18 protein-coding genes are annotated in these 19,590 nt (G+C 40.0%); all 18 read right to left on the reverse strand.

Annotated elements, in window-relative coordinates; translation table 11 throughout:
- Positions 1 to 100: 100 nt before the first annotated feature.
- Positions 101 to 1,045 carry a stage II sporulation protein SpoIIQ gene (gene spoIIQ / locus KFD70_RS04545; RefSeq protein ID WP_336451579.1) on the reverse strand — a complete coding sequence of 315 codons (945 nt, stop codon included), beginning with the start codon at positions 1,043 to 1,045 and terminating at the stop codon, positions 101 to 103.
- A 162-nt stretch (positions 1,046 to 1,207) separates the two neighbouring features.
- Positions 1,208 to 1,915 (reverse strand): ABC transporter permease, encoded by a 708-nt coding sequence (locus KFD70_RS04550; RefSeq protein WP_336451578.1) that lies wholly within the window; start codon positions 1,913 to 1,915, stop codon positions 1,208 to 1,210.
- Positions 1,915 to 2,757, reverse strand: coding sequence for an ABC transporter ATP-binding protein (locus KFD70_RS04555; protein ID WP_336451577.1), 843 nt, complete (start codon positions 2,755 to 2,757; stop codon positions 1,915 to 1,917). The genes KFD70_RS04550 and KFD70_RS04555 overlap by 1 nt, the downstream gene beginning before the upstream one ends.
- A gap of 189 nt (positions 2,758 to 2,946) precedes the next feature.
- Positions 2,947 to 3,954 carry a LytTR family transcriptional regulator DNA-binding domain-containing protein gene (locus tag KFD70_RS04560; protein ID WP_336451576.1) on the reverse strand — a complete coding sequence of 336 codons (1,008 nt, stop codon included), beginning with the start codon at positions 3,952 to 3,954 and terminating at the stop codon, positions 2,947 to 2,949.
- 169 nt (positions 3,955 to 4,123) lie between these two features.
- The gene (locus KFD70_RS04565) at positions 4,124 to 5,740 is read right to left on the reverse strand and encodes a long-chain fatty acid--CoA ligase (RefSeq protein WP_336451575.1); all 1,617 of its coding nucleotides are present in this window, start codon (positions 5,738 to 5,740) and stop codon (positions 4,124 to 4,126) included.
- Positions 5,741 to 6,484: 744 nt separating this feature from the next.
- Complete coding sequence (gene spoIID / locus KFD70_RS04570; protein ID WP_336451574.1) at positions 6,485 to 7,498, reverse strand: stage II sporulation protein D; 1,014 nt, start codon at positions 7,496 to 7,498, stop codon at positions 6,485 to 6,487.
- Positions 7,499 to 7,729: 231 nt separating this feature from the next.
- Entirely contained in the window at positions 7,730 to 9,034 is a 1,305-nt protein-coding gene (gene murA / locus KFD70_RS04575) for a UDP-N-acetylglucosamine 1-carboxyvinyltransferase (RefSeq protein WP_336451573.1), read from the reverse strand.
- A 35-nt stretch (positions 9,035 to 9,069) separates the two neighbouring features.
- On the reverse strand, positions 9,070 to 9,777 hold the full coding sequence (locus tag KFD70_RS04580) for a YwmB family TATA-box binding protein (RefSeq protein WP_336451572.1): 708 nt from the start codon (positions 9,775 to 9,777) through the stop codon (positions 9,070 to 9,072).
- A gap of 52 nt (positions 9,778 to 9,829) precedes the next feature.
- A complete protein-coding gene (locus tag KFD70_RS04585; protein ID WP_003202077.1) occupies positions 9,830 to 10,066 on the reverse strand; it encodes a DUF1146 family protein in 237 nt (78 codons plus the stop codon).
- 220 nt (positions 10,067 to 10,286) lie between these two features.
- On the reverse strand, positions 10,287 to 11,801 hold the full coding sequence (gene nuoN / locus KFD70_RS04590; RefSeq protein ID WP_336451710.1) for an NADH-quinone oxidoreductase subunit NuoN: 1,515 nt from the start codon (positions 11,799 to 11,801) through the stop codon (positions 10,287 to 10,289).
- Between the two features lie 7 nt (positions 11,802 to 11,808).
- Positions 11,809 to 13,311, reverse strand: coding sequence for an NADH-quinone oxidoreductase subunit M (locus tag KFD70_RS04595; RefSeq protein ID WP_336451571.1), 1,503 nt, complete (start codon positions 13,309 to 13,311; stop codon positions 11,809 to 11,811).
- Complete coding sequence (gene nuoL, locus KFD70_RS04600; protein ID WP_336451570.1) at positions 13,308 to 15,170, reverse strand: NADH-quinone oxidoreductase subunit L; 1,863 nt, start codon at positions 15,168 to 15,170, stop codon at positions 13,308 to 13,310. The genes KFD70_RS04595 and nuoL overlap by 4 nt, the downstream gene beginning before the upstream one ends.
- 27 nt (positions 15,171 to 15,197) lie before the next feature.
- Positions 15,198 to 15,512, reverse strand: coding sequence for an NADH-quinone oxidoreductase subunit NuoK (gene nuoK, locus KFD70_RS04605; protein ID WP_336451569.1), 315 nt, complete (start codon positions 15,510 to 15,512; stop codon positions 15,198 to 15,200).
- Positions 15,505 to 16,029: an NADH-quinone oxidoreductase subunit J gene (locus KFD70_RS04610; protein WP_336451568.1), complete on the reverse strand. Its 525-nt coding sequence runs from the start codon at positions 16,027 to 16,029 to the stop codon at positions 15,505 to 15,507. Before KFD70_RS04610 ends, nuoK begins: the two co-directional genes overlap by 8 nt.
- A complete protein-coding gene (nuoI, locus tag KFD70_RS04615; RefSeq protein WP_042981023.1) occupies positions 16,026 to 16,445 on the reverse strand; it encodes an NADH-quinone oxidoreductase subunit NuoI in 420 nt (139 codons plus the stop codon). The genes KFD70_RS04610 and nuoI overlap by 4 nt, the downstream gene beginning before the upstream one ends.
- 25 nt (positions 16,446 to 16,470) lie before the next feature.
- Positions 16,471 to 17,472, reverse strand: coding sequence for an NADH-quinone oxidoreductase subunit NuoH (nuoH, locus tag KFD70_RS04620; protein ID WP_336451567.1), 1,002 nt, complete (start codon positions 17,470 to 17,472; stop codon positions 16,471 to 16,473).
- Entirely contained in the window at positions 17,472 to 18,572 is a 1,101-nt protein-coding gene (gene nuoD, locus KFD70_RS04625; RefSeq protein WP_336451566.1) for an NADH-quinone oxidoreductase subunit NuoD, read from the reverse strand. Before nuoD ends, nuoH begins: the two co-directional genes overlap by 1 nt.
- A gap of 4 nt (positions 18,573 to 18,576) precedes the next feature.
- Positions 18,577 to 19,590, reverse strand: a 1,014-nt coding sequence (locus tag KFD70_RS04630; protein WP_431612962.1) for an NADH-quinone oxidoreductase subunit C, incomplete at its 5' end; no start/stop codon positions are given.

Raw genomic sequence — 19,590 nt, forward strand, 5'->3', positions numbered from 1 at the left:
CCAATTTCCTTGTTATTGCTATCTTTCTCTCGAAATGAACCATTTTTATATAATAATAAAAAAATCAGTTCCCCTAGTGAGAACTGATTTTTTCGTTTTACTATTCTTGTGTAGAAGAAGAGTCGCTAGATGATTCCGTAGAACCATTTGTTGATTTCTCTTCTTTTTGCTGTTTTTCATCAGCTGAACCATTCGTTGATTTCTCTTCTTTTTGCTGTTTTTCATCAGCTGAACCATTCGTTGACTTCTCTTCTTTTTGCTGCTTTTCATCAGCTGAAGTTGATTTCTCTTCTTTTTGTGATTTTTCATCCGTTTTACCATTTGTTGCTTTTTCATCAGCTGAGCCATTTGTCGCTTTCGCTGCTCCTGCCTCTGCTTTTACGTCTGTCGCAAGTTTGTTAAGGTAACGCTCTGGATTTACAGCTACATTATCTTTACGTACTTCAAAGTGTACATGGGAACCTGCTTCCTTATTCATTGCGCTTAAACCGGATTTTCCTAATACTTCACCTTGTGCAACTTTTGCACCTTTTTCTACTTTTACACTGCCTAAGCTTTGATAAGTTGTTGCAAGACCATTTCCGTTATCCACTGTTACAACATAACCGAGAAGTGAATCTTTTTCCGCTTTTTTTACTGTACCACTTAAAGCAGCTGTAACATCAAATTCCTTCCCGTTTTTCGCAGCAATATCAATTCCTTTGTTAGGAGAATATGTGTTGTTATAAAAGACAAGTGCTTGTTCTTGCTCTTTCTCCGGTGCTCCATCCTCATAGAACTTCTTCTTCACAACAACATCTACATTCGTTGCAGCTGGCATTTTCACCACTTCTGAAGATTTTGTTACTGGCACTGCTGGATTTTCCGTTTGACCGTACGGCGTTGCTTGCTCGTTATTAGGCGCTTTCTTTGGATTCGCTGCCTGGAACCATAGAGCAACTGTTAAGATTATCGCTGCACATGCAATATATAGTGCAGGAAATACCCAACGTTTTTGAAATAAATGAACTACCTTCCGCGACTTTTTATTATTCCTTCCTCGCATTCTATCATCACCTCAGCAATCATTTTGAACAATATTCATTCATCCTATACAACCTATAACTAATTACTTTTCGACAAAATCTGTAAAAATATGTATAGGAATTGCAAAATTTCCGAGGAAATGATAGAAAAAAGAAAAAACTGAGCGCTTTGGCTCAGTTTTTTAGTCTAGTTGTTTCTTTTTGTAGACAATAAGACACAAAATAATTGAGATGATTAACCAAATGGAGATATTTAATAGGTTTGTGTCAATTGCAGAGAAACCTTTATCCTCTACTATACTTACAACCGCATCAAAAATATGGCTTGTCGGTGAATAAGATAACACTTTTTTCAAAACATCATTTTTTATAAAATGACTTAAAAATGGAGCCATGAGTAAGATCATTGCAATCGGTGATGCAATAACAGAAACTTGCACTAAATTTTTAGCTAAAAGAGCAATAATTGTCCCAAATACGATAAATAGCAATGTTCCTAATAAAATCACCATAAACATGAGCAAAATACTTCCCTGTAAAATATCTAATATAAATAAATTAAGAAAACTTATAGCAAACGTTAAAATAATGATTGGTAGTGCTTTTCCAATAATAATTTCAACTGACGATGCAGGAGATAGCATAAGCACACGTAACGTATGTTTCTCCTTCTCTTCTGCAATAAGGGTTGCCTGCGAGATTGTTGTAACCATACATAATACCATGACGATTACAATCCCTCCCATAAACTCCTTACCATCTCCCATTTGCTTATAAAACAACGCCAATCCAAGTGGTAAAATTGCCATCAATAATATTTGTGCGTTATTTTTCAAATCCTGCATCTCTTTACGTAAGATAGCTGATAAACGTCTCATTGAAAATGTCATTATAATCCCCTCCCAGTTACTTCAATAAAGATATCCCCTAGTGTTGGCTCATAAGAATGAATTGATAAAAGCTCTCCTTTTTTCATCCATTCTGAAATACGTTTTGCGCCTAATTCATCTTTTTGCACTGTTTCTTTTTTCTTATCTTTTAAAACAACTTCAATTTTGTCTTTTGCGTATTGTAGACGAAGATTTTCTGGTGTATCAAGTGCTACAATTTCACCACCGCATAAGAAGGCAATACGATTACAAAGTGTTTCTGCTTCATCCATGTTGTGTGTTGTTAAGAAGATCGTTGTTCCTTCTCTATTTAAGTCTTTTAAGATGTTATGAATGTTTTGAACATTGACTGGATCAAGTGCTGATGTCGGTTCATCTAAGAAGAGGATATCTGGTTTGTGCAGGATTGCTCGTGCTAAAGTTACACGCTGTTTCATTCCTTTTGACAATTTCTTTACTGGTGTTTTTTTATCTTCTATTAAGTTCACTTGCGATAGCACTTCATCAATTCGTTCTTTTTTACAATCATATAAGTCGCAAAATAATAGTAAGTTATCATAAATGCTAAGTCTTTCATATAAGCCGCTGTTATCTGTTAAAATGCCAATTCGTTTATAATCGATACTATTTGGCCCTGTAATATCTTTCCCTAGTACTCTCACTTTTCCAACACTGTGAAGCAATTGAGAAGTTAAGATTTTCACTGTTGTTGTTTTTCCTGATCCACTCGGTCCAAGAAATCCGAAGATCTCCCCTTGCTTCACTTCAATATTTACATTTCGAAGTGCTGTTTTTTCATGAAAGGTTTTCATTACATCCTTCATTTCAATTGCCAATGTCATTTCGCCATCCCCTTTGTTTTTCTTTTATAGATCATTTCGCTTCAGCAGCTCATTTGCCGCCTCTGCTTGTTGTGTTCGCTTTTCTTGACCTAATCATATGAAAAACAAAGAAGCTCTGCAGTGAAATGCCAATAAAAGGAGTATTATTACCGGTGAATGAATCTTATTTTCAGCTGGGTGGAGCATCATTTATAGCCCAATCACACCTTTTAATTCATCCATTCGCCCTTTCGAAAGTGGAATGGAACTTTTTCGTTCATCATCCAAAATTAAGCTAAAGCTATTCCTGGTCCAGGTGATTACTTCTCGTACTCGCTGTAAGTTAACAAGGTAAGAACGGTGACATCTGAAGAATCCAAACCCTTTTAACCTTTCTTCTAACTCACTTAATGTTAACGCGCATACAAAGTCTCCCTCGCGAACATGAATATGCGTCGTTCCATTTTGCGTCTCAATAAAATGAATTTCCATTGGATCAAGCAAAATGATTTTATCATTCACTTTCGCAGGGATTCTCTCAAGCTTCATTTGCGGCATCATTTGCACGACGTTTTCTGAGTCTATTTCCTCATCTTCTTCCTGCTCAATTTCTACTTTTTTAACGCCATCTGGATTTAATATATACACATCTTCTGTTAGAGAAAGTGCATCCGATAAAAAGGATGATGTAATAAAGATGGCCTTTCCCTGTTCTTTCATCTTCATAATTGCTTTTCGAATGATAATTGTGCTTTCTATATCTACATTTTGTTCAGGTTCTTCCAAAATAATTAAATCCGGATTATGAATCATGACCCGGCCAATATGAAGACGACGTTTTTCAGAAAATGATAGCTTTTCAATTTTAACGTTCATTTTATCTAGTAAACCAACATACTGGACAACTTCTTCTATGCTAATATTCGAGTCATACAATCCAGATAAAAAGGCGAAATATTCTTTTACTTTCAAGCGATTGTATGCTTCATCTTTTAAAAAGCAAAAACCAATGCGCGAGTAAGCTTGCTTTTGAATCAACTCCCCGTCAAATAGAACACTCCCAGTCGATGCCTCTTCCTCGCCGATTATAATGCGGTGCAAAACCTTCGCCGTATGATTGTTACATTGCAGCACAACACATTGCCCTTTTTCAATTTCAAGCTGAATCACCTGCAACTGGTTCGTCTTACCCAATTGTTTTAGCTCCAGTAACGCCATGTTTTCTCCCCCAGATTGTTTTTATCTTATTATATCAAACAACTAATGGAAAATTATGATATTTATTCCGAAAATAAAAAGGAGCTCATTTAGCCCCTTTTTGATTGATTTGTATGATATATTTTATCGAAGCACCGATATATTACTCTAAGCGAGCGGCATACAACTATTATTTCTGCTTCACCATATAAGTTTTCAACTGATCACGCAGCGCTCTTTTCAGGAATTTCCCGACGGATGTTTTCGGGATTTCCTCGACAAATAAAATATCGTCTGGCATCCACCATTTCGGGAACTGGTCTTCTAATAATGCATAGAGCTCTTCTTGTTCTACTGCTTGTCCTTCTTTTAAAACAACGCAGGCAACAGGGCGTTCTTGCCACTTTTCATGCGGAACGGCAACGACGGATGCCTCTAGTACTTTATCATGGGCCATTAAAGCATTTTCTAGATCAACAGAGGAAATCCATTCACCGCCGCTTTTAATTAAGTCTTTCGTCCGGTCAGCAATTTTGATAAACCCTTCAGGATCGACTTTGACAATGTCCCCTGTATGGAGCCAACCGTCTTTCATCGACTCTTCTGTGCGTTCGTCTTTATAATAACTACCAGCAATCCATGGTCCGCGGAGGCACAGTTCACCCATTTCTTTCCCGTCCCACTTAATTTCTCCATCTTGACCAATTACCTTCATTTCAAGGCCTGGGAATAAGTAACCTTGGCGGGAGCGCAATTCGTAATATTCTTCTTTTGGTAAATCACGCTGATATGATTTTGGACAGTTAATGACAACAGCTGGACTGGTTTCGGTCATTCCATATATTTGCCTAAAAGCAATTCCGTAGTTCTCTTCATAGGTGCGAATCATACTTGTCGGAGCTGCTGACCCACCTGACCATATCGTACGAATACTACTAATATCATACGGGGACTTTTCAAGTTCTTGTAATAGACCAATCCAAATTGTTGGTACACCAGCAGTAATCGTCACCTTCTCACGTTCAATAAGCTGCGCTAAAATTTCCGGAGTAAAGTGTGGTCCTGGTAAAACGAGTGTTATTCCGAACCATGTACTAGCAAAAGGAAGCCCCCATGCGTTTACATGAAACATCGGAACGACAGGCATACAAGTGTCTACTTCTGATATATTACCGCCGTCTACAAGGCCGAGCGTATAACTGTGGAGCGCTATACTACGATGTGTATACACAACGCCTTTCGGTTTCCCTGTCGTTGCGGAAGTGTAGCACATACCCGCAGGTTCTTTTTCATCTAAGTTTGTTAGGAATGGGAATGTTTCGTCGCCGTCTTCAAGTAGTTTGTTGTAATGATATACTGGTGATAGTGTTGTGTGAGGTAGTTCGTGATCATCTGTCATAATAATAAATGCTTTCACATGAGGAATTTCGTGTTGAATACTTTCGAGTACGGGAACCATATCTTCATCAACAAGGATGATTTTATCTTCGGCGTGGTTAATGATATATGAAATGTAATCTGCGGAAAGTCGTAAATTAATCGTATGTAACACCGCTCCAATTCCTGGAATCGCAAAATATGCTTCCAAATGGCGGTGGTGATTCCAAGCAATTGTTCCGACTTTATCTCCCTTTTCAATTCCCATTTTACTTAATACACTTGCAAGCCGCCTTGTCCGTTTCGCTATCTCTCCGTATGTTAATGTTTGAATGCGTGATGCAGTACGTGAAATAACTTCCTTCTTTGAAAAATATTTCTCTGCTCTCTCCAACATTGCTGGAATGAGGAGTGGTACATCCATCATCATATTCCATGCCCCCTGTTATTATTTTACATATATACATACATCTGTATTATAACACAGCACATCTAGACAAAATATTGTAACCTTTCTTTTGTTTTCTACAAAAAATGACATCTTATTATCTAATTGTCTTCTCTTCAAAAAAAAGGAGATATCCAAAAGTAGCTGAATAGCTACTTTTGAACATCCCCCTCTTTCGACTTGAACTACCTTCATAATTGTGTATTAAAGCCCTAATCCCTCTACTATACATAAACACATCCTATAAAACAGATCATTTATTTTCACAAGATTATTAGTGTACACATACAAGAGAAACTGAAGCTAAGTTTTAAATCAATTCTGCTTTATAGAACGCATCCACAAGTAATATTTCACCACATGAATTATTTATTACTTGATTTATAATTCATTATGCAAAATTGCATTTAAAAACACATTGATAAACATGAAATCGCTTACTATAATCGAGGTATCAAGGTTTTATATATTTTAATATTTCAACAAACAGGAGGTAATCGTATGGAAATCGCAATGGCTGTATTAAAATTTATCGGTGGTGTAATCCCATTAGTACAAGAACTTTTAAAAGCAGTAATGTAGGTTTATTATTCTGCAATTATTTTAATATTTATCATACAAATGATCTGCATATCCAAACATTTTTGGTATGCAGATCATTTGTATGAACAAAATTCAGTAAGGAAAAAGCCCATCTAGTATGATGGACTCGGTACTACGTCTTATTTAGTTCTTCGCCATTAACTTTCCTTCATAATCGTTTAGCGTCTTAATTTCGATCCCTTTATAGTAATGAGCAACAATATCTGTATACCCTTTTCCCTCTTTCGCCATTCCATTGGCACCATACTGACTCATGCCAACGCCATGACCATACCCTTTCGTTGTGACGACAATGTTATTTCCTTGTTGTTTCCACGTAAAGTCAGAAGAGCGTAACTCTAGTTTCGTTCGCACTTCTTTTCCTGTTAATGTTTTTCCTTGAAACTCTACATCCTTCACTCGTTTTCCTTCTGTACGTTCTTTAATGTTACCGACTTTTCCGTTTTCCAACACCTTTACGCCAAGGCGCTTTTGAAAATCAGCTACAGTAAAAGTTTGCTCACTCGCAAATTTCGGAGCAGCTTGGTCCCAAGGACTGTCTACGCTTTTCAAATATGGTAAGTCCTTTCCCCAGTAGTCTGCAGCATTTTCTGTATAGCCGTTACTTGTTGAGAAGAAGGACGCTGTAATAGGAGTACCTTCATAAGTTAAAACTTGTCCGGCTGTTTCAGATACAGCTTCTTCAATCTTCTTCAAGTTTTTCTCATACTCTTTGCCCCATGTCCTCTTTAATTCTTCTTTACTATGGTAGACTTGATGCTTGACCGTATCTGTCACATCCGCATTATTTTCCTTACTTCCACTTAACATACGCTGTACAATAAATGTCCTTGCCGCTAATGCCTGTGCCTTTAATGCCTCTATTTCAAAGCTAGCATTCATCTCAGAAGCTACTACACCTGCAACATACTCTTCCATCGGCACTGTTTCTACCTTCTTTTGCTGACTGCGATACACAGCGACTTGCACAGCAGTATTTACCTTTTCAGGGGCTGGCACATTTTGCACAGCTGGAGGATTTTTAGGCGGCTGACTTACCTTCTCTTTCGTAAACGGAATGACAAGTACGGTCGGTACAATAATGACGAGCGCCACTAAGAGCGCTATTGTAATGAAAAGTGGCTTTGAAATTTTCATCTTTTTCCCCCGATATGAAATTGGATTCATTTCATTCTTATGGGGCATGACAAGTTTTTAGAACATATCGGAAGGAAGTTCTTCTCATAGAAGTAGTAGTAAAATTTCTTTTCAAACAAACGAATTTTCCAAATATTTTTAATGAAACGTGCATAAGCCGAGTATTTCTTGACTATAACAGTAATAGAAAAAAAATCGCCCCCATGTCAAAAGACATAGAGACGATTTTAATTAAGCGTGAAGATCAGAAATTTGTTGCTGCTTCACTTCTTCTACTTTTTCGTTTACACGTTCAATTGTTGCACCTAATGCAGCTAGTTTCTCATGGAAGTTTACATATCCACGATCAAGGTGTTTTAATTCTGTTACACGTGTGTAACCGTCTGATACTAAACCAGCTAGAATTAATGCCGCTGCAGCGCGTAAGTCAGTTGCTGCTACTTCTGCACCTTGCAGGTTGTTAGGTCCATTCATAATAACAGAACGTCCTTCAATTTTAATATCTGCATTCATACGACGGAATTCTTCAACATGCATGAAGCGGTTTTCAAATACCGTTTCTGTAATCATGCTCGTTCCATCAGCATGTAATAACAATGCCATCATTTGTGATTGCATGTCTGTTGGGAAACCAGGATGAGGCATTGTTTTAATATCAACGGCTTTTAATTTACTTGGTCCGATAACACGTACGCCTTCATTTTCCTCAATCACCTTAACACCCATTTCTTCCATTTTCGCTGTAATAGAGCGTAAATGTTCTGGCACAGCATTTTCAATTAAGATGTCTCCACCAGTAATTGCTGCTGCAACCATAAATGTTCCTGCTTCAATACGGTCAGGAATAATAGAATGGTGTGCACCATATAATTTATCAACGCCTTCAATACGAATCGTTCCAGTTCCAGCTCCGCGTACTTTTGCTCCCATTGCATTTAAGAAGTTAGCTAAGTCAACGATTTCTGGTTCTTTCGCTGCGTTTTCAAGGATTGTTGTCCCTTTTGCCAATGTAGCAGCAGACATAATGTTTTCTGTTGCACCTACGCTTGGGAAGTCTAAGTAAATTTTCGCACCTTGTAATTGTCCATCTACATAAGCTTCAACAAATCCATTCCCAACTTTTACTTTCGCTCCCATTGCTTCAAAGCCTTTTAAATGTTGGTCAATTGGACGTGAACCAATCGCACATCCACCAGGAAGTGCAATACGAGCACGGCCATTACGTGCTAATAGTGGTCCCATTACTTGAACGGACGCACGCATTTTTCGTACATATTCAAATGGTGCTTCAATATTTAAATCCTTTGAAGCATCGATTGTTACTTGATTATTTTCAAATACGACTTCAGCATTTAAATGACGTAATACCTCATTAATTGTGTATACATCAGACAAAACTGGTACTTCAGATAGTACATTCTTTCCATCACTCGCTAATAGGGCTGCAGCGATTATTGGTAATACAGCATTTTTCGCGCCCTCAACACGCACTGTGCCGTTCAACCGCTTTCCGCCACGGACGATGATTTTTTCCAATTTATTCCCCTCCGTGTCCTTTTTTCAATATCTATTCAATACTCAGAAGTTATGATCGGTGTGCCAACCACAATTGTATCTTTGTTGTCTGTAGAACGTATTGCTATTTGCACATTGATTTTCTCTCTATTTGTTGAAAGAGCGTCATTCCACTTTTTATTATATGCGGAGACTGACACAAATGCTCTTTCTTCTATCTCTTCGATCGCTCTTGCTGAAAGATCTTTCAAAACCTGATTGGTTTTATTTTGCAAAACACCTTCAATCTTATCATTCAGTACACCTTGAACACAAGTGTAAATTTTAGGTTTTGTACTAAAAATTTTATCCATTTTTTGAATGTTTTTAGGGTTCCATTTTGACCCACTCACTTCAAAGATAATAAAAGTGTTTTCTTTAGTATTTTCCTTACTCCAAGTTACTACTATTCGTTCTTCATGGGAAGAAAATTTTTTGTATGCCGTTGCTTTATATCCATCATGAGACTGTTCCAATTCCCATTTTTGAATATTCGCTTTTTCTTTCACTTCATTTAACAATTTTTGAAACGTATGTATAGTAGAAATGGTTTTGGTTTCTCGTGCTAACCATGACCACCGCTCTATCTCTGTTCCGTTTTTTTCAAGAGCTGCAATCATACTCTCCATTTTCTCTTCGTCACTTACGGGCTTTATCTGTTTATACCCGACCAAGAATACGACAATACTTACGACAACAATAAGAATTGTTTTCAAACTTTTCAAGTTTCATCCCCTCCTACCCCCATTGTTAACGGAGATATGAGGTTCTATACACTTACTTTACTAAATACGTTAAACTCTTCGAATACCCTAAATAATCAAGGAAAAAGTTGCTGACAGATGTCCCGATTGCAATCGTAACAAGAATAAGCAAAATCCTCGTTTGCAATACCTTCCCAGACTTCATCAGGCGTTCGATATGAATACCTTGTAAGGCCCACCACGTAATGGTAATAAACAATAAATGCGAAACAATCGCAATCAGTGCTTGTTGCCCTAAAAGTTGCGCCAAAAAAATCGACTCCTTTTGTTTGGCTTACCATTACTTAGGATGCAAAACGATCCCATATAAATGGAAACCACACTTTTTCCCGCCTATAAATAGGCAGTATAAAGTTCTCCCTTCAAAAGAAGCTGAAGGGGGCACTACCGCGGAAACATCTCCGTCTTACTAGACGCTTCTGCTCCACAATAAAAAGCGTAGAGTGGTGACCCTACACTTTTTATTTTCACTATTGTACCACGTTCCCCGTAAAGAAGAAATCTTTCATGAGTGGAAAATATTCATAAAAGAAATTGTAGCCAATCGCCGGCAGAATCCCGAGTAATACGATTGCAATTGCACAAAAACTAATAACAATTTTCAAGTTAATCGGTACGTGTACCTGGTCTTCTTCACTGCTCTTTCGAAAGAACATTTGCTGCAAAATACGGAAATAATATACAAATGAGATAACGGTTGTGCCCATCATGACTGATGCTAGCACGTAATGAGCTGGACTAGCTGTAAAGGCACTTAAAAAAATGTTAACCTTTCCGATAAAACCAGCTGTTCCTGGAATTCCTGCCAAAGATAGAATAAAGATGGTCATCGCCGCAGAGATAAATGGAGAACGTTTGTATAAACCAGAGAAAATTGTTAAATTTTCCTTTCCACTTTGTAAGATTAATCCGTGGATGACTGCAAAAGCTCCTATATTCATCAGCACGTATGCCAACATATAAAACCACATACTATCCATCGTAAATGGCGATAACGCTACAAGTGGAACGAGTAAATATCCAGCATGAGCTATACCAGAATAGGCAAACAGACGCTTCACGCTGTATTGCTTTAACGCTACGACATTACCGATAATCATTGTAATTCCGGCTAAAATCGCAATATATATACTCATATTACTGAATACGGATTGCTCACTTCCATGAATCGGTATACCGCCGAATACCATAAGGAACAATCTGATCATCATAATAAATCCGGCGATTTTAGAGATTGTCCCGAGGAAAGCTGTAACAGGTGCCGCGGCACCCTCATATACATCTGGCGCCCACATATGAAACGGCACTGTCGCAATTTTAAAGGATAAACCAACAAACAGAAGCAAGAAAGCAAGTGATACTAAAAGCCTGATGCTTCCATCCACACCTTGCATCAGAACTTCCTGCATCGCAATTATATTAGTCGCACCCGTAATCCCATATAAATAGCTCATTCCAAAAAGCGTAATGGCCGTTCCAATTCCGCCATTAATGACATATTTCATCGCCGCTTCATTCGAAGCACGATTTTTCTTTCGAATCCCCACTAAAATGTACGAAGACAGTGATAACAACTCTAGGCCAATAAAGAGCGTAATAAAATCAACACTCGATGCCATGAACATTGCCCCGAGAACTGCCATTAAAAATAAGTAATAGTACTCTCCTTTATCTTGAATCGGCTCTTTTTTATCATCGCTCATCGCCATACATAAAACGAGAACAGCTCCAATTAATAGTAACGTTTTAAATCCTTTTGAAAATCCATCTAATACAAACGAACCGCTTAAAATATCACCAGCTGGTTCACCATATAGCATAATTAACGCGATAAGTGATAGCACCGCACTACCAATCGCACCAATCCCTAAATACTTACGATCAAACTTCAAAAATAAATCAAGAAGCGAGAGAAGGATGGCCGCCCCAAGAATGATGAACTCCGGTACCATTAGATGCCAAGATAAGCTAAGTAATGTATTCATATCCATCCTATCTCACCCCCAATATTTTCACTGTGTATTGTAGTGGCGCCCCTAATAGTTCTGGCATCACACCGATTGCGATAATACACGTTAGTAAGAGTACAATCGGAACGTATTCCCAGCCGCGGACATCCGGCTTTGTTTCCAATTCCTTCTTTCCAAATGTCACTTGAAGCGTCGCCCTTAAGACATATACCGCGGTTAAAATGATACCGAGTGCACCAACTGCGGCGATGATCGGCTCCCCTTGAAATAGTCCAAGGAAGGCCAGAAACTCACTAACAAATCCAGACATTCCTGGGAGGCCAAGCGATGCCATACCTCCTGCTAATAGGAAGCCGCTTAACACTGGAACTTGTTTGGCGAGGCCACCAAGCTTCGTCATATCAGAAGTGTCAAAGCGCCGCTCAATCATGCCGAGCAGAAAGAATAGTAACGCTGCAATCAAGCCGTGGGATACGACTTGAAATAGTGCTCCCTTTATGCCGGGGGCGTTAAGTGCTGCAAGTCCCATTAGCACGATTCCCATATGCGAAATACTGGAGTAGGCAAGTACCTTTCGGAAATCTGTTTGAATCATCGCTAGGAAAGCACCGTACAGCAAATTGATTACTCCTAAAATTGCCATAAACGTTGCAAAGTCTTGAAACTGCTCTGGGAATAGCCCTTTTCCAAAGCGAACGATGCCATATGCCCCGATTTTGAGCAGAACACCCGCATGGAGCATTACCGCTGCAGGATGGGCCTCGACATGCACATTCACCATCCAGCGATGCAAAGGGAATACCGGTAACTTAATCGCAAAGGCAATCATAAGAGCAATGAATAATCCACTTTGCAATGAATTTGAAATATCGCCTAGGAGCGACGTTTCCGCCCCAGTCAAAATATCTTTTAACGCTGTAATATTTGTTGTACCTGTTTTTGCAAAAAGGATAGAGAAAACGATAAGTAAAATTGCTGATCCAATTCCGTTATAAATCAAATAACTATAGGAAGCTTTTTCACTGTTCAATTTCCCCCACTTTCCAATCAACAAAAACATAGGTGGTAATGTAATTTCAAAGAAGACAAAGAATAAAAGTAAATTTTCTGCAGCAAAGACACCGAGCATCCCAACCTCAAGTGTCAATAAAAGCATGTAAAAACCTTTTATATTCTTTTGAATGGAAAAGGCAGCAATCGCCGCAAGTGTTGCTAAAAGTGCCGTCAATATCATCATGACAAGCGAGAAACCATCGATGCCAAGCTCGTAATAAATCGAAAACAACTTTTCATCTACGTTCAAAAAGCTTCCAAATTGAATCCATTTCACCTTTTCAGCAAAGATTGTTAAGCTCTTTCCGGAAGCGTATGTACCAGCTAAAACCATCGCGATGCCAAGCGGAAGAATTGTTCCGAACAAACCGAGGCCCCGCACTGCACGCACTTCCGTTTTCGGTGTTAACGTAAGTAAGAGAATCCCAAGAAGCGGGGAGAAAATGAAGAACGATAATAAGAATGCATTCATTGCCAATACCCCCCTGTATATAACAGAATGACAACTAATGCTGCCAAAGAAACAGCCACCGCAGTTCCGTATACTTGTACGTTTCCGTTTTGAAGTTTAGAACCAGCAGCACTTGCTCCCCTCACAATACCCGCGATGAACTGGGCAATTCCTTCGACAATATATACTTCACATAAGCGAAGTACATAAGCGATCCCTTTTACGAGCGGGAGCACAGTCACATTATATATTTCATCTACATAATATTTTTCCTTTAGGAGGCTATATAAGACTGTTTCTCTTCCGCCAGCCCAGTCTCTAGAGATAGAGCGTTTCCCATAGATGAGATATGCTAAGAAAATGCCTGCAAAGGAAACGAGCGCTGCAACAATCATAATCCACACCGGACCATGACTTTGCTCTACTTGAAACGGGACATTCTTTGTAAGCCAGTCCCCAAGGAATGTTCCAAACCACGGCGTATTGATGTAGCCCGCCAAAACCGCGAGAACACCCAGGACAATCATCGGAACTGTCATGACGCGAGGAGATTCATGCACATCCTCTTCTTTCTTCGCTTCCCCTGTAAAAACGAGAAAGTATAACCGGAACATGTAGAACGCCGTTAAGAATGCCGCAAGAACCGCGAGGACAAATAAAACATAATTACCGTGCATCCACGCCCTAGCCAAAATTTCATCTTTACTAAAAAAACCTGAGAAGAGCGGAACACCACTAATCGCTAGCGTGCCGATTAAGAAGAGTAGCCCTGTCACTTTCATTTTCTTCTGCAATCCGCCCATTTCATTAATGTTTTGCGTATGCACTGCATGAATGACGCTTCCTGCCGCTAAGAAAAGAAGCGCCTTAAAGAAAGCATGTGTCGTTAAATGAAAGATGCCAGCCACGTACCCTGCCGAGCCAAGCGCGAGCATCATATAACCGAGCTGACTGACCGTTGAATAGGCAAGGACTCTTTTTATATCCGTTTGTACGAGACCGATGGATGCGGCAAAGATTGCAGTAAAGGCACCGATAACCGCGACTGTTTGCATCGCCACAGGACTTGCTGAAAATAGTGGAAACATCGTTGCTACTAAGTACACGCCTGCTGCAACCATCGTTGCCGCGTGAATAAGTGCCGACACAGGCGTTGGTCCTTCCATCGCATCTGGTAACCACGTATGAAGCGGAAACTGACCTGATTTCCCCATCGCACCAATAAAGATTAAAATTGCCGTGAGTGTAATCATGCCAGGGGATATATCTCCTGTGTGCATTGCCTTAAAAATAGCACTATACTCAAAACTACCAGCCTGCCAGAAGAGTAAAATCATCCCGATAAATAAACCTACATCTCCAATACGCGTCATAATAAAAGCCTTTTTCGCAGCAGCCTTCGCTTCTGCTTTAAAGAAATAAAACCCAATGAGTAAAAACGAGCCAAGTCCAACTAATTCCCAAAATATATAAAGCTGCAATAAATTCGTTGAGATAACAAGCCCCAGCATCGCAAATGTAAAGAGCCCTAAATATGCATAAAAGGTGGGCAATCTTTCATCGCCATGCATATACCCTTTTGAATACACGTGCACCAGGAAACTAACGAGTGTCACAATAAAAAGCATTAAAGCATTTAATGCGTTAATCTCAAAACCAAACGAGAGATCTACATCTCCAACCCTTAGCCATAACCACTGATGCTTTACTGTTTCTGATGAAAATCGTTCTATTAATACTACCGCGGCACCCACAAAGGAGAGAAATGTGAGGAAGATCCCAAGTAAGCTGCTTCCTTCCCTCAACTTTCCTCCAAACATAACGAGCAAAAAAAACGAGGCAAGTGGGAAAAGCGGTATGAGCCATGCATAATCGATCATTGTTTCCTTCCCCCTTTTCGGTCACAATTAACCTTTCAGCGAATCCATTTCATCTACATTAACTGTTGCACGTCTGCGATATAACGCAATTAAGATTGCAAGTCCAACTGCCGCTTCAGCTGCCGCAACGGACATCGTAAACAGTGAAAAGATTTGTCCTGTTAAATTCGGGAAAAAGCCTAATTTACTAAAAGCGACTAAGTTTAAGTTCGCCGCATTTAACATTAATTCAATACAAACTAGGACAATGACCGTATTCCGCTTTGTCAAAGCACCGAATAAACCGATGCAAAACAGAATAATTGCAAGAGCTAAGTAGGCGGAAGCTGGAACACTATTCATTGGAATCCCCCTCTTTCTCATCTTTCTTCGCAAGTACAATTGCCCCAACAAGCGCAACAAGTAAAATAACCGACGTTAACTCAAACGGAATGACATATTTCGAATACAAGAGTGTACCAATTTGAAGTGTATTTTGTTCATGAAGCGGTAAGCTTCCTTGTACATTTCGATTTGTAAAATCTATATTATTAACAGCAAAGTACATCACTCCGCCAAACGCTACAACTGCAAAGAAGATAGCTAGCTTACGAAAACTAAAACTAGATTCATTTTCAGCGTCATGTTTCGTTAACATAATGCCGAAAATCATAATAATCGTAATGGCCCCGGAATAAATTAAAATTTGCGCGACCCCAACAAACTCTGCCGATAAGAGAAAGTACAATCCCGCAATGCTAAGAAACGTAAACACAAGGGAGAGCATCATGTGCATGACTTTTGTTAAGTTCAGCATAAGAATACCGCCAATAATCGCCGTTAAGGACAAGATAAAAAACGCTACTAACTCACCGCTCATGCTTTATTCTCCTTTCTGACGTTCTCATCATTTTCATCGAGCCACTGCAAATTTTTAAACAAATCATCACGCGTATACTCCGCTAACTCAAAATTATTTGTCATAACGATTGCCTCGGTTGGACAAACCTCTGTACATAAATCGCAAAGAATACAAATTTCAAAGTTAATATCGTACGTATCAATGATTTTTCCTTTTTTCGTAGGGTCTGGATGCTTCTTCCCAGTTAATTGAATACAGTCAGTGGGGCAGATATTAGAACATTGATTACAAACAATGCATTTTTCTGGATAAAATTTTTGAATTCCTCGGAAGCGATCTGGTAGTGGTAATGGTTGATTCGGATAATCGTACGTTACTTTTTTCTTACTTAAGTTGCTAAGTGTATACTTTAATCCTTTAAATAGTCCTTTCATACCTTACGGGCACCCCTCTCATAGATTAGAAGAATAACTCCTTAATCAATGCCGTTAAGAAAATGTTCGCAAGCGCGATTGGCAATAATACCTTCCAGCCAAACTCCATCAGTTGGTCGCCCCTGATACGTGGGAATGTAACGCGGAACCAAATTAAGAGAAAGACTACCGCGCTAAATTTCAAGGCAAACCATACAGCGCCAGGAATAAAACCAAGGAATATGACCGGATTCCATCCTCCTAAGAAGAGCACCGTAATGAGCGAAGCCATCCCAAAGAAGTACACGTATTCAGAAAGCATAAAGAACGCCCAGCGAAACCCTGAATATTCCGTATGATATCCAGAGACGAGTTCTGATTCTGCTTCCGGTAAATCAAACGGTGTCCGGTTGAGCTCGGCAACTGCTGCGATTAAGAAAATAACAAAACCGATTGGCTGCGCAAAAATGTACCAAACCTTCTCTTGCGCCGCTACAATTTCATTTAAATTCAGACTGCCAGCTAATAAAACAACGCCAATCACGCTCATCACAAGCGGAATTTCATAGGAAATCATTTGCGCCGCTGCACGCATCCCGCCTAAAAGTGAATATTTATTGTTTGATGCCCATCCCCCGGTCACAACACCAATCGTTGTAATCCCTGATACAGCGATATAGTAAAGAAGTCCTACTCCGATATCTGCAAACTGAAATTTATCCGTAAACGGAATGACCGCAAGCACCATAAAAGCTGGTGCAAATGCAATAATAGGTGCCAAGATAAATAACGGCTTATCTGCAGCCTTCGGAATACTATCTTCTTTTAATAAAAGCTTTAAAACGTCAGCAACTGTTTGCAATAAACCGAATCTGCCGCCGACTTGGTTCGGACCAATCCGCCCTTGCATAAATCCCATCACTTTTCGCTCTGCTAAAATCCCATATGTAACAAATCCAAGGACGGCAAATAAAAGAAGCACTGCTAGCCCGAAAAAAATGAAAAAATTCGTCCAACTTGCCGATGACTCTAAGAGGCGCTCTATCATCACCCATCAACCTCCCCAAGTACAATATCAACGCCACCTAAAATCGTAATTAAGTTCGCGATATTTTCACCCTTCAAAAGCTTTGGTAAAATTTGAAGGTTATAGAAAGATGGTCTGCGGAACTTTAAGCGATATGGCTCTTTCTTCCCTTCACTCGCGATATAACAGCCAATCTCTCCGCGCGGCGACTCGATGCGAACAAATGCCTCGCCCTTTGGTGCTTTAATAATTTTCGGCACTTTCGCCAGTACTGGCCCTTCTGATGGGAATTGCTGGGCTGCCTGCTCAATAATTTTGAGGGATTCCTCAATTTCCTCCATTCGGCAAACGTAACGGTCCCAAGCATCCCCCACGCTTCCTACCGGAACATCAAAATCAAAGCGATCATAAATAGAGTACGGTTCATCCTTACGAAGATCCCACTTCACACCCGTGCAGCGTAAATTTGCCCCGCTCAGCGAATAGGAAAGTGCATCTTCCGCGCTATATATGCCAACGCCCTTCACACGATTTAAAAAAATTTCATTCCCGCTTACAAGGTCGTGATAACCTTTCAATTGTTCTCTCATATATGGAACAAAGTCACGAACCTTCCCTATCCAGTCGTCTGGAGCATCCCACTTTACACCGCCCACTCGCATGTAATTAAACGTTAGGCGCGCACCACAAAGTTCATTTAAGAGATTAATAATCATTTCTCGCTCCCGGAATGCATATAGAAACGGACTAACCGCTCCAATATCAAGAAGATTTGTCCCCCACCAAACGAGATGACTCGCAACGCGGCCCAGTTCCATCGCAAGTACACGTAAATATTCTGCACGTTCGGGAATTTCAATGTCCATCATTGTCTCAACAGCGTGACAAATCACGTAGTTGTTCGTCATCGCTGATAAATAGTCCATTCGGTCTGTATAAGGGATAATTTGTGTATACTGTAAGCTCTCGGCGATTTTCTCTGTTCCGCGGTGTAAATAACCAATGACAGGTGTAGCTTCCTTAATCATTTCCCCATCAATTTTAATAACAAGCCGAAATACACCATGCGTACTTGGGTGCTGTGGTCCTACATTTAAAAGCATTTCTTCTGTACGAATCATAATGCTACACCTCCACATCGAGCGGTTCATAATCTTTACGAAGCGGATGACCAACCCAATCATCTGGCATTAAAATACGCGTTAAATTCGGATGACCTTCAAAAATAACACCAAGTAAATCATACGCTTCTCGCTCCGGCCAATTCGCCCCGTTCCATAGCGGCGTAATTGACGCTACCCGCGGCGCTTCTCTGCCGAGCTTCACCTTCACTGCTACAGACTGTTTCTTACTATATGAAAACAAATGAATATACACTTCCATATGTGTAACAAAGTCCGTCGCATGCAACTCCGACATATAATCAAAGGCAAGTCCCTCATGAATTCGTAATAATTCCATTACTTCATAGTAGTTCTCCAGCTTAATAACAAGCGTTGGGACATCCTTTGAAAGTTTATTAATATAGTAATCTTCTAATGAATGTTCACCCGCTTTCTCCTGAATAATCCCTACATAAGCATCCAAATATGGCTGATTCGGTGATGGTTCCTCCTGCTTCGGCACTTCTTTTTTCTTGCTTACAGCACCTTTTGCCTTGGCAGCTGCTGCTGCCTTTGCTTTCGCCGCTGCAATTGCCTTCGCCTTTTCATCGCCAGCTGGTACCCCGCCTTCTTTTGCTTTCTGTTTTGCTAACGCTGCCGCCTTCGCTTTTGCTGCTGCAACTGCTTTTTCCTTCGCTTTCGCTTTGTCCTCCTCCGATATTTCTTCGCCTTCTGTCCTTTTCTGTTTCGCTAACGCGGCTGCTTTTGCTTTCGCTGCCGCCGCCGCTTTTGCCTTCGCTTTCGCTTTGTCCTCTTCTGATATTTCTTCGCCTTCTGTCCTTTTCTGCTTCGCTAACGCGGCTGCTTTTGCTTTCGCTGCCGCCGCTTTTGCCTTCGCTTTCGCTTTGTCCTCTTCTGATATTTCTTCGCCTTCTGTCCTTTTCTGCTTCGCTAACGCGGCTGCTTTTGCTTTCGCTGCTGCCGCCGCTTTTGCCTTCGCTTTCGCTTTGTCCTCTTCCGATATTTCTTCGCCTTC

Origin of the sequence: Bacillus pfraonensis (assembly GCF_050768835.1) — a bacterium.
In the GTDB taxonomy this organism is placed as follows: domain Bacteria; phylum Bacillota; class Bacilli; order Bacillales; family Bacillaceae_G; genus Bacillus_A; species Bacillus_A pfraonensis.

Bases quoted from the DNA above. Each gene is read 5' to 3' on its own strand.
- nuoH (WP_336451567.1), bottom strand. From the start codon at position 17,472: ATGATAGAGCGCCTCTTAGAGTCATCGGCAAGTTGGACGAATTTTTTC.
- nuoN (WP_336451710.1), bottom strand. From the start codon at position 11,801: ATGAATACATTACTTAGCTTATCTTGGCATCTAATGGTACCGGAGTTC.
- KFD70_RS04610 (WP_336451568.1), bottom strand. From the start codon at position 16,029: ATGAGCGGTGAGTTAGTAGCGTTTTTTATCTTGTCCTTAACGGCGATT.
- KFD70_RS04595 (WP_336451571.1), bottom strand. From the start codon at position 13,311: ATGAATGCATTCTTATTATCGTTCTTCATTTTCTCCCCGCTTCTTGGG.
- KFD70_RS04565 (WP_336451575.1), bottom strand. From the start codon at position 5,740: ATGATGATGGATGTACCACTCCTCATTCCAGCAATGTTGGAGAGAGCA.
- KFD70_RS04560 (WP_336451576.1), bottom strand. From the start codon at position 3,954: ATGGCGTTACTGGAGCTAAAACAATTGGGTAAGACGAACCAGTTGCAG.
- KFD70_RS04550 (WP_336451578.1), bottom strand. From the start codon at position 1,915: ATGACATTTTCAATGAGACGTTTATCAGCTATCTTACGTAAAGAGATG.
- spoIID (WP_336451574.1), bottom strand. From the start codon at position 7,498: ATGAAAATTTCAAAGCCACTTTTCATTACAATAGCGCTCTTAGTGGCG.
- KFD70_RS04555 (WP_336451577.1), bottom strand. From the start codon at position 2,757: ATGACATTGGCAATTGAAATGAAGGATGTAATGAAAACCTTTCATGAA.
- nuoD (WP_336451566.1), bottom strand. From the start codon at position 18,572: ATGATTCGTACAGAAGAAATGCTTTTAAATGTAGGACCACAGCACCCA.
- nuoK (WP_336451569.1), bottom strand. From the start codon at position 15,512: ATGAATAGTGTTCCAGCTTCCGCCTACTTAGCTCTTGCAATTATTCTG.
- nuoI (WP_042981023.1), bottom strand. From the start codon at position 16,445: ATGAAAGGACTATTTAAAGGATTAAAGTATACACTTAGCAACTTAAGT.
- nuoL (WP_336451570.1), bottom strand. From the start codon at position 15,170: ATGATCGATTATGCATGGCTCATACCGCTTTTCCCACTTGCCTCGTTT.
- spoIIQ (WP_336451579.1), bottom strand. From the start codon at position 1,045: ATGCGAGGAAGGAATAATAAAAAGTCGCGGAAGGTAGTTCATTTATTT.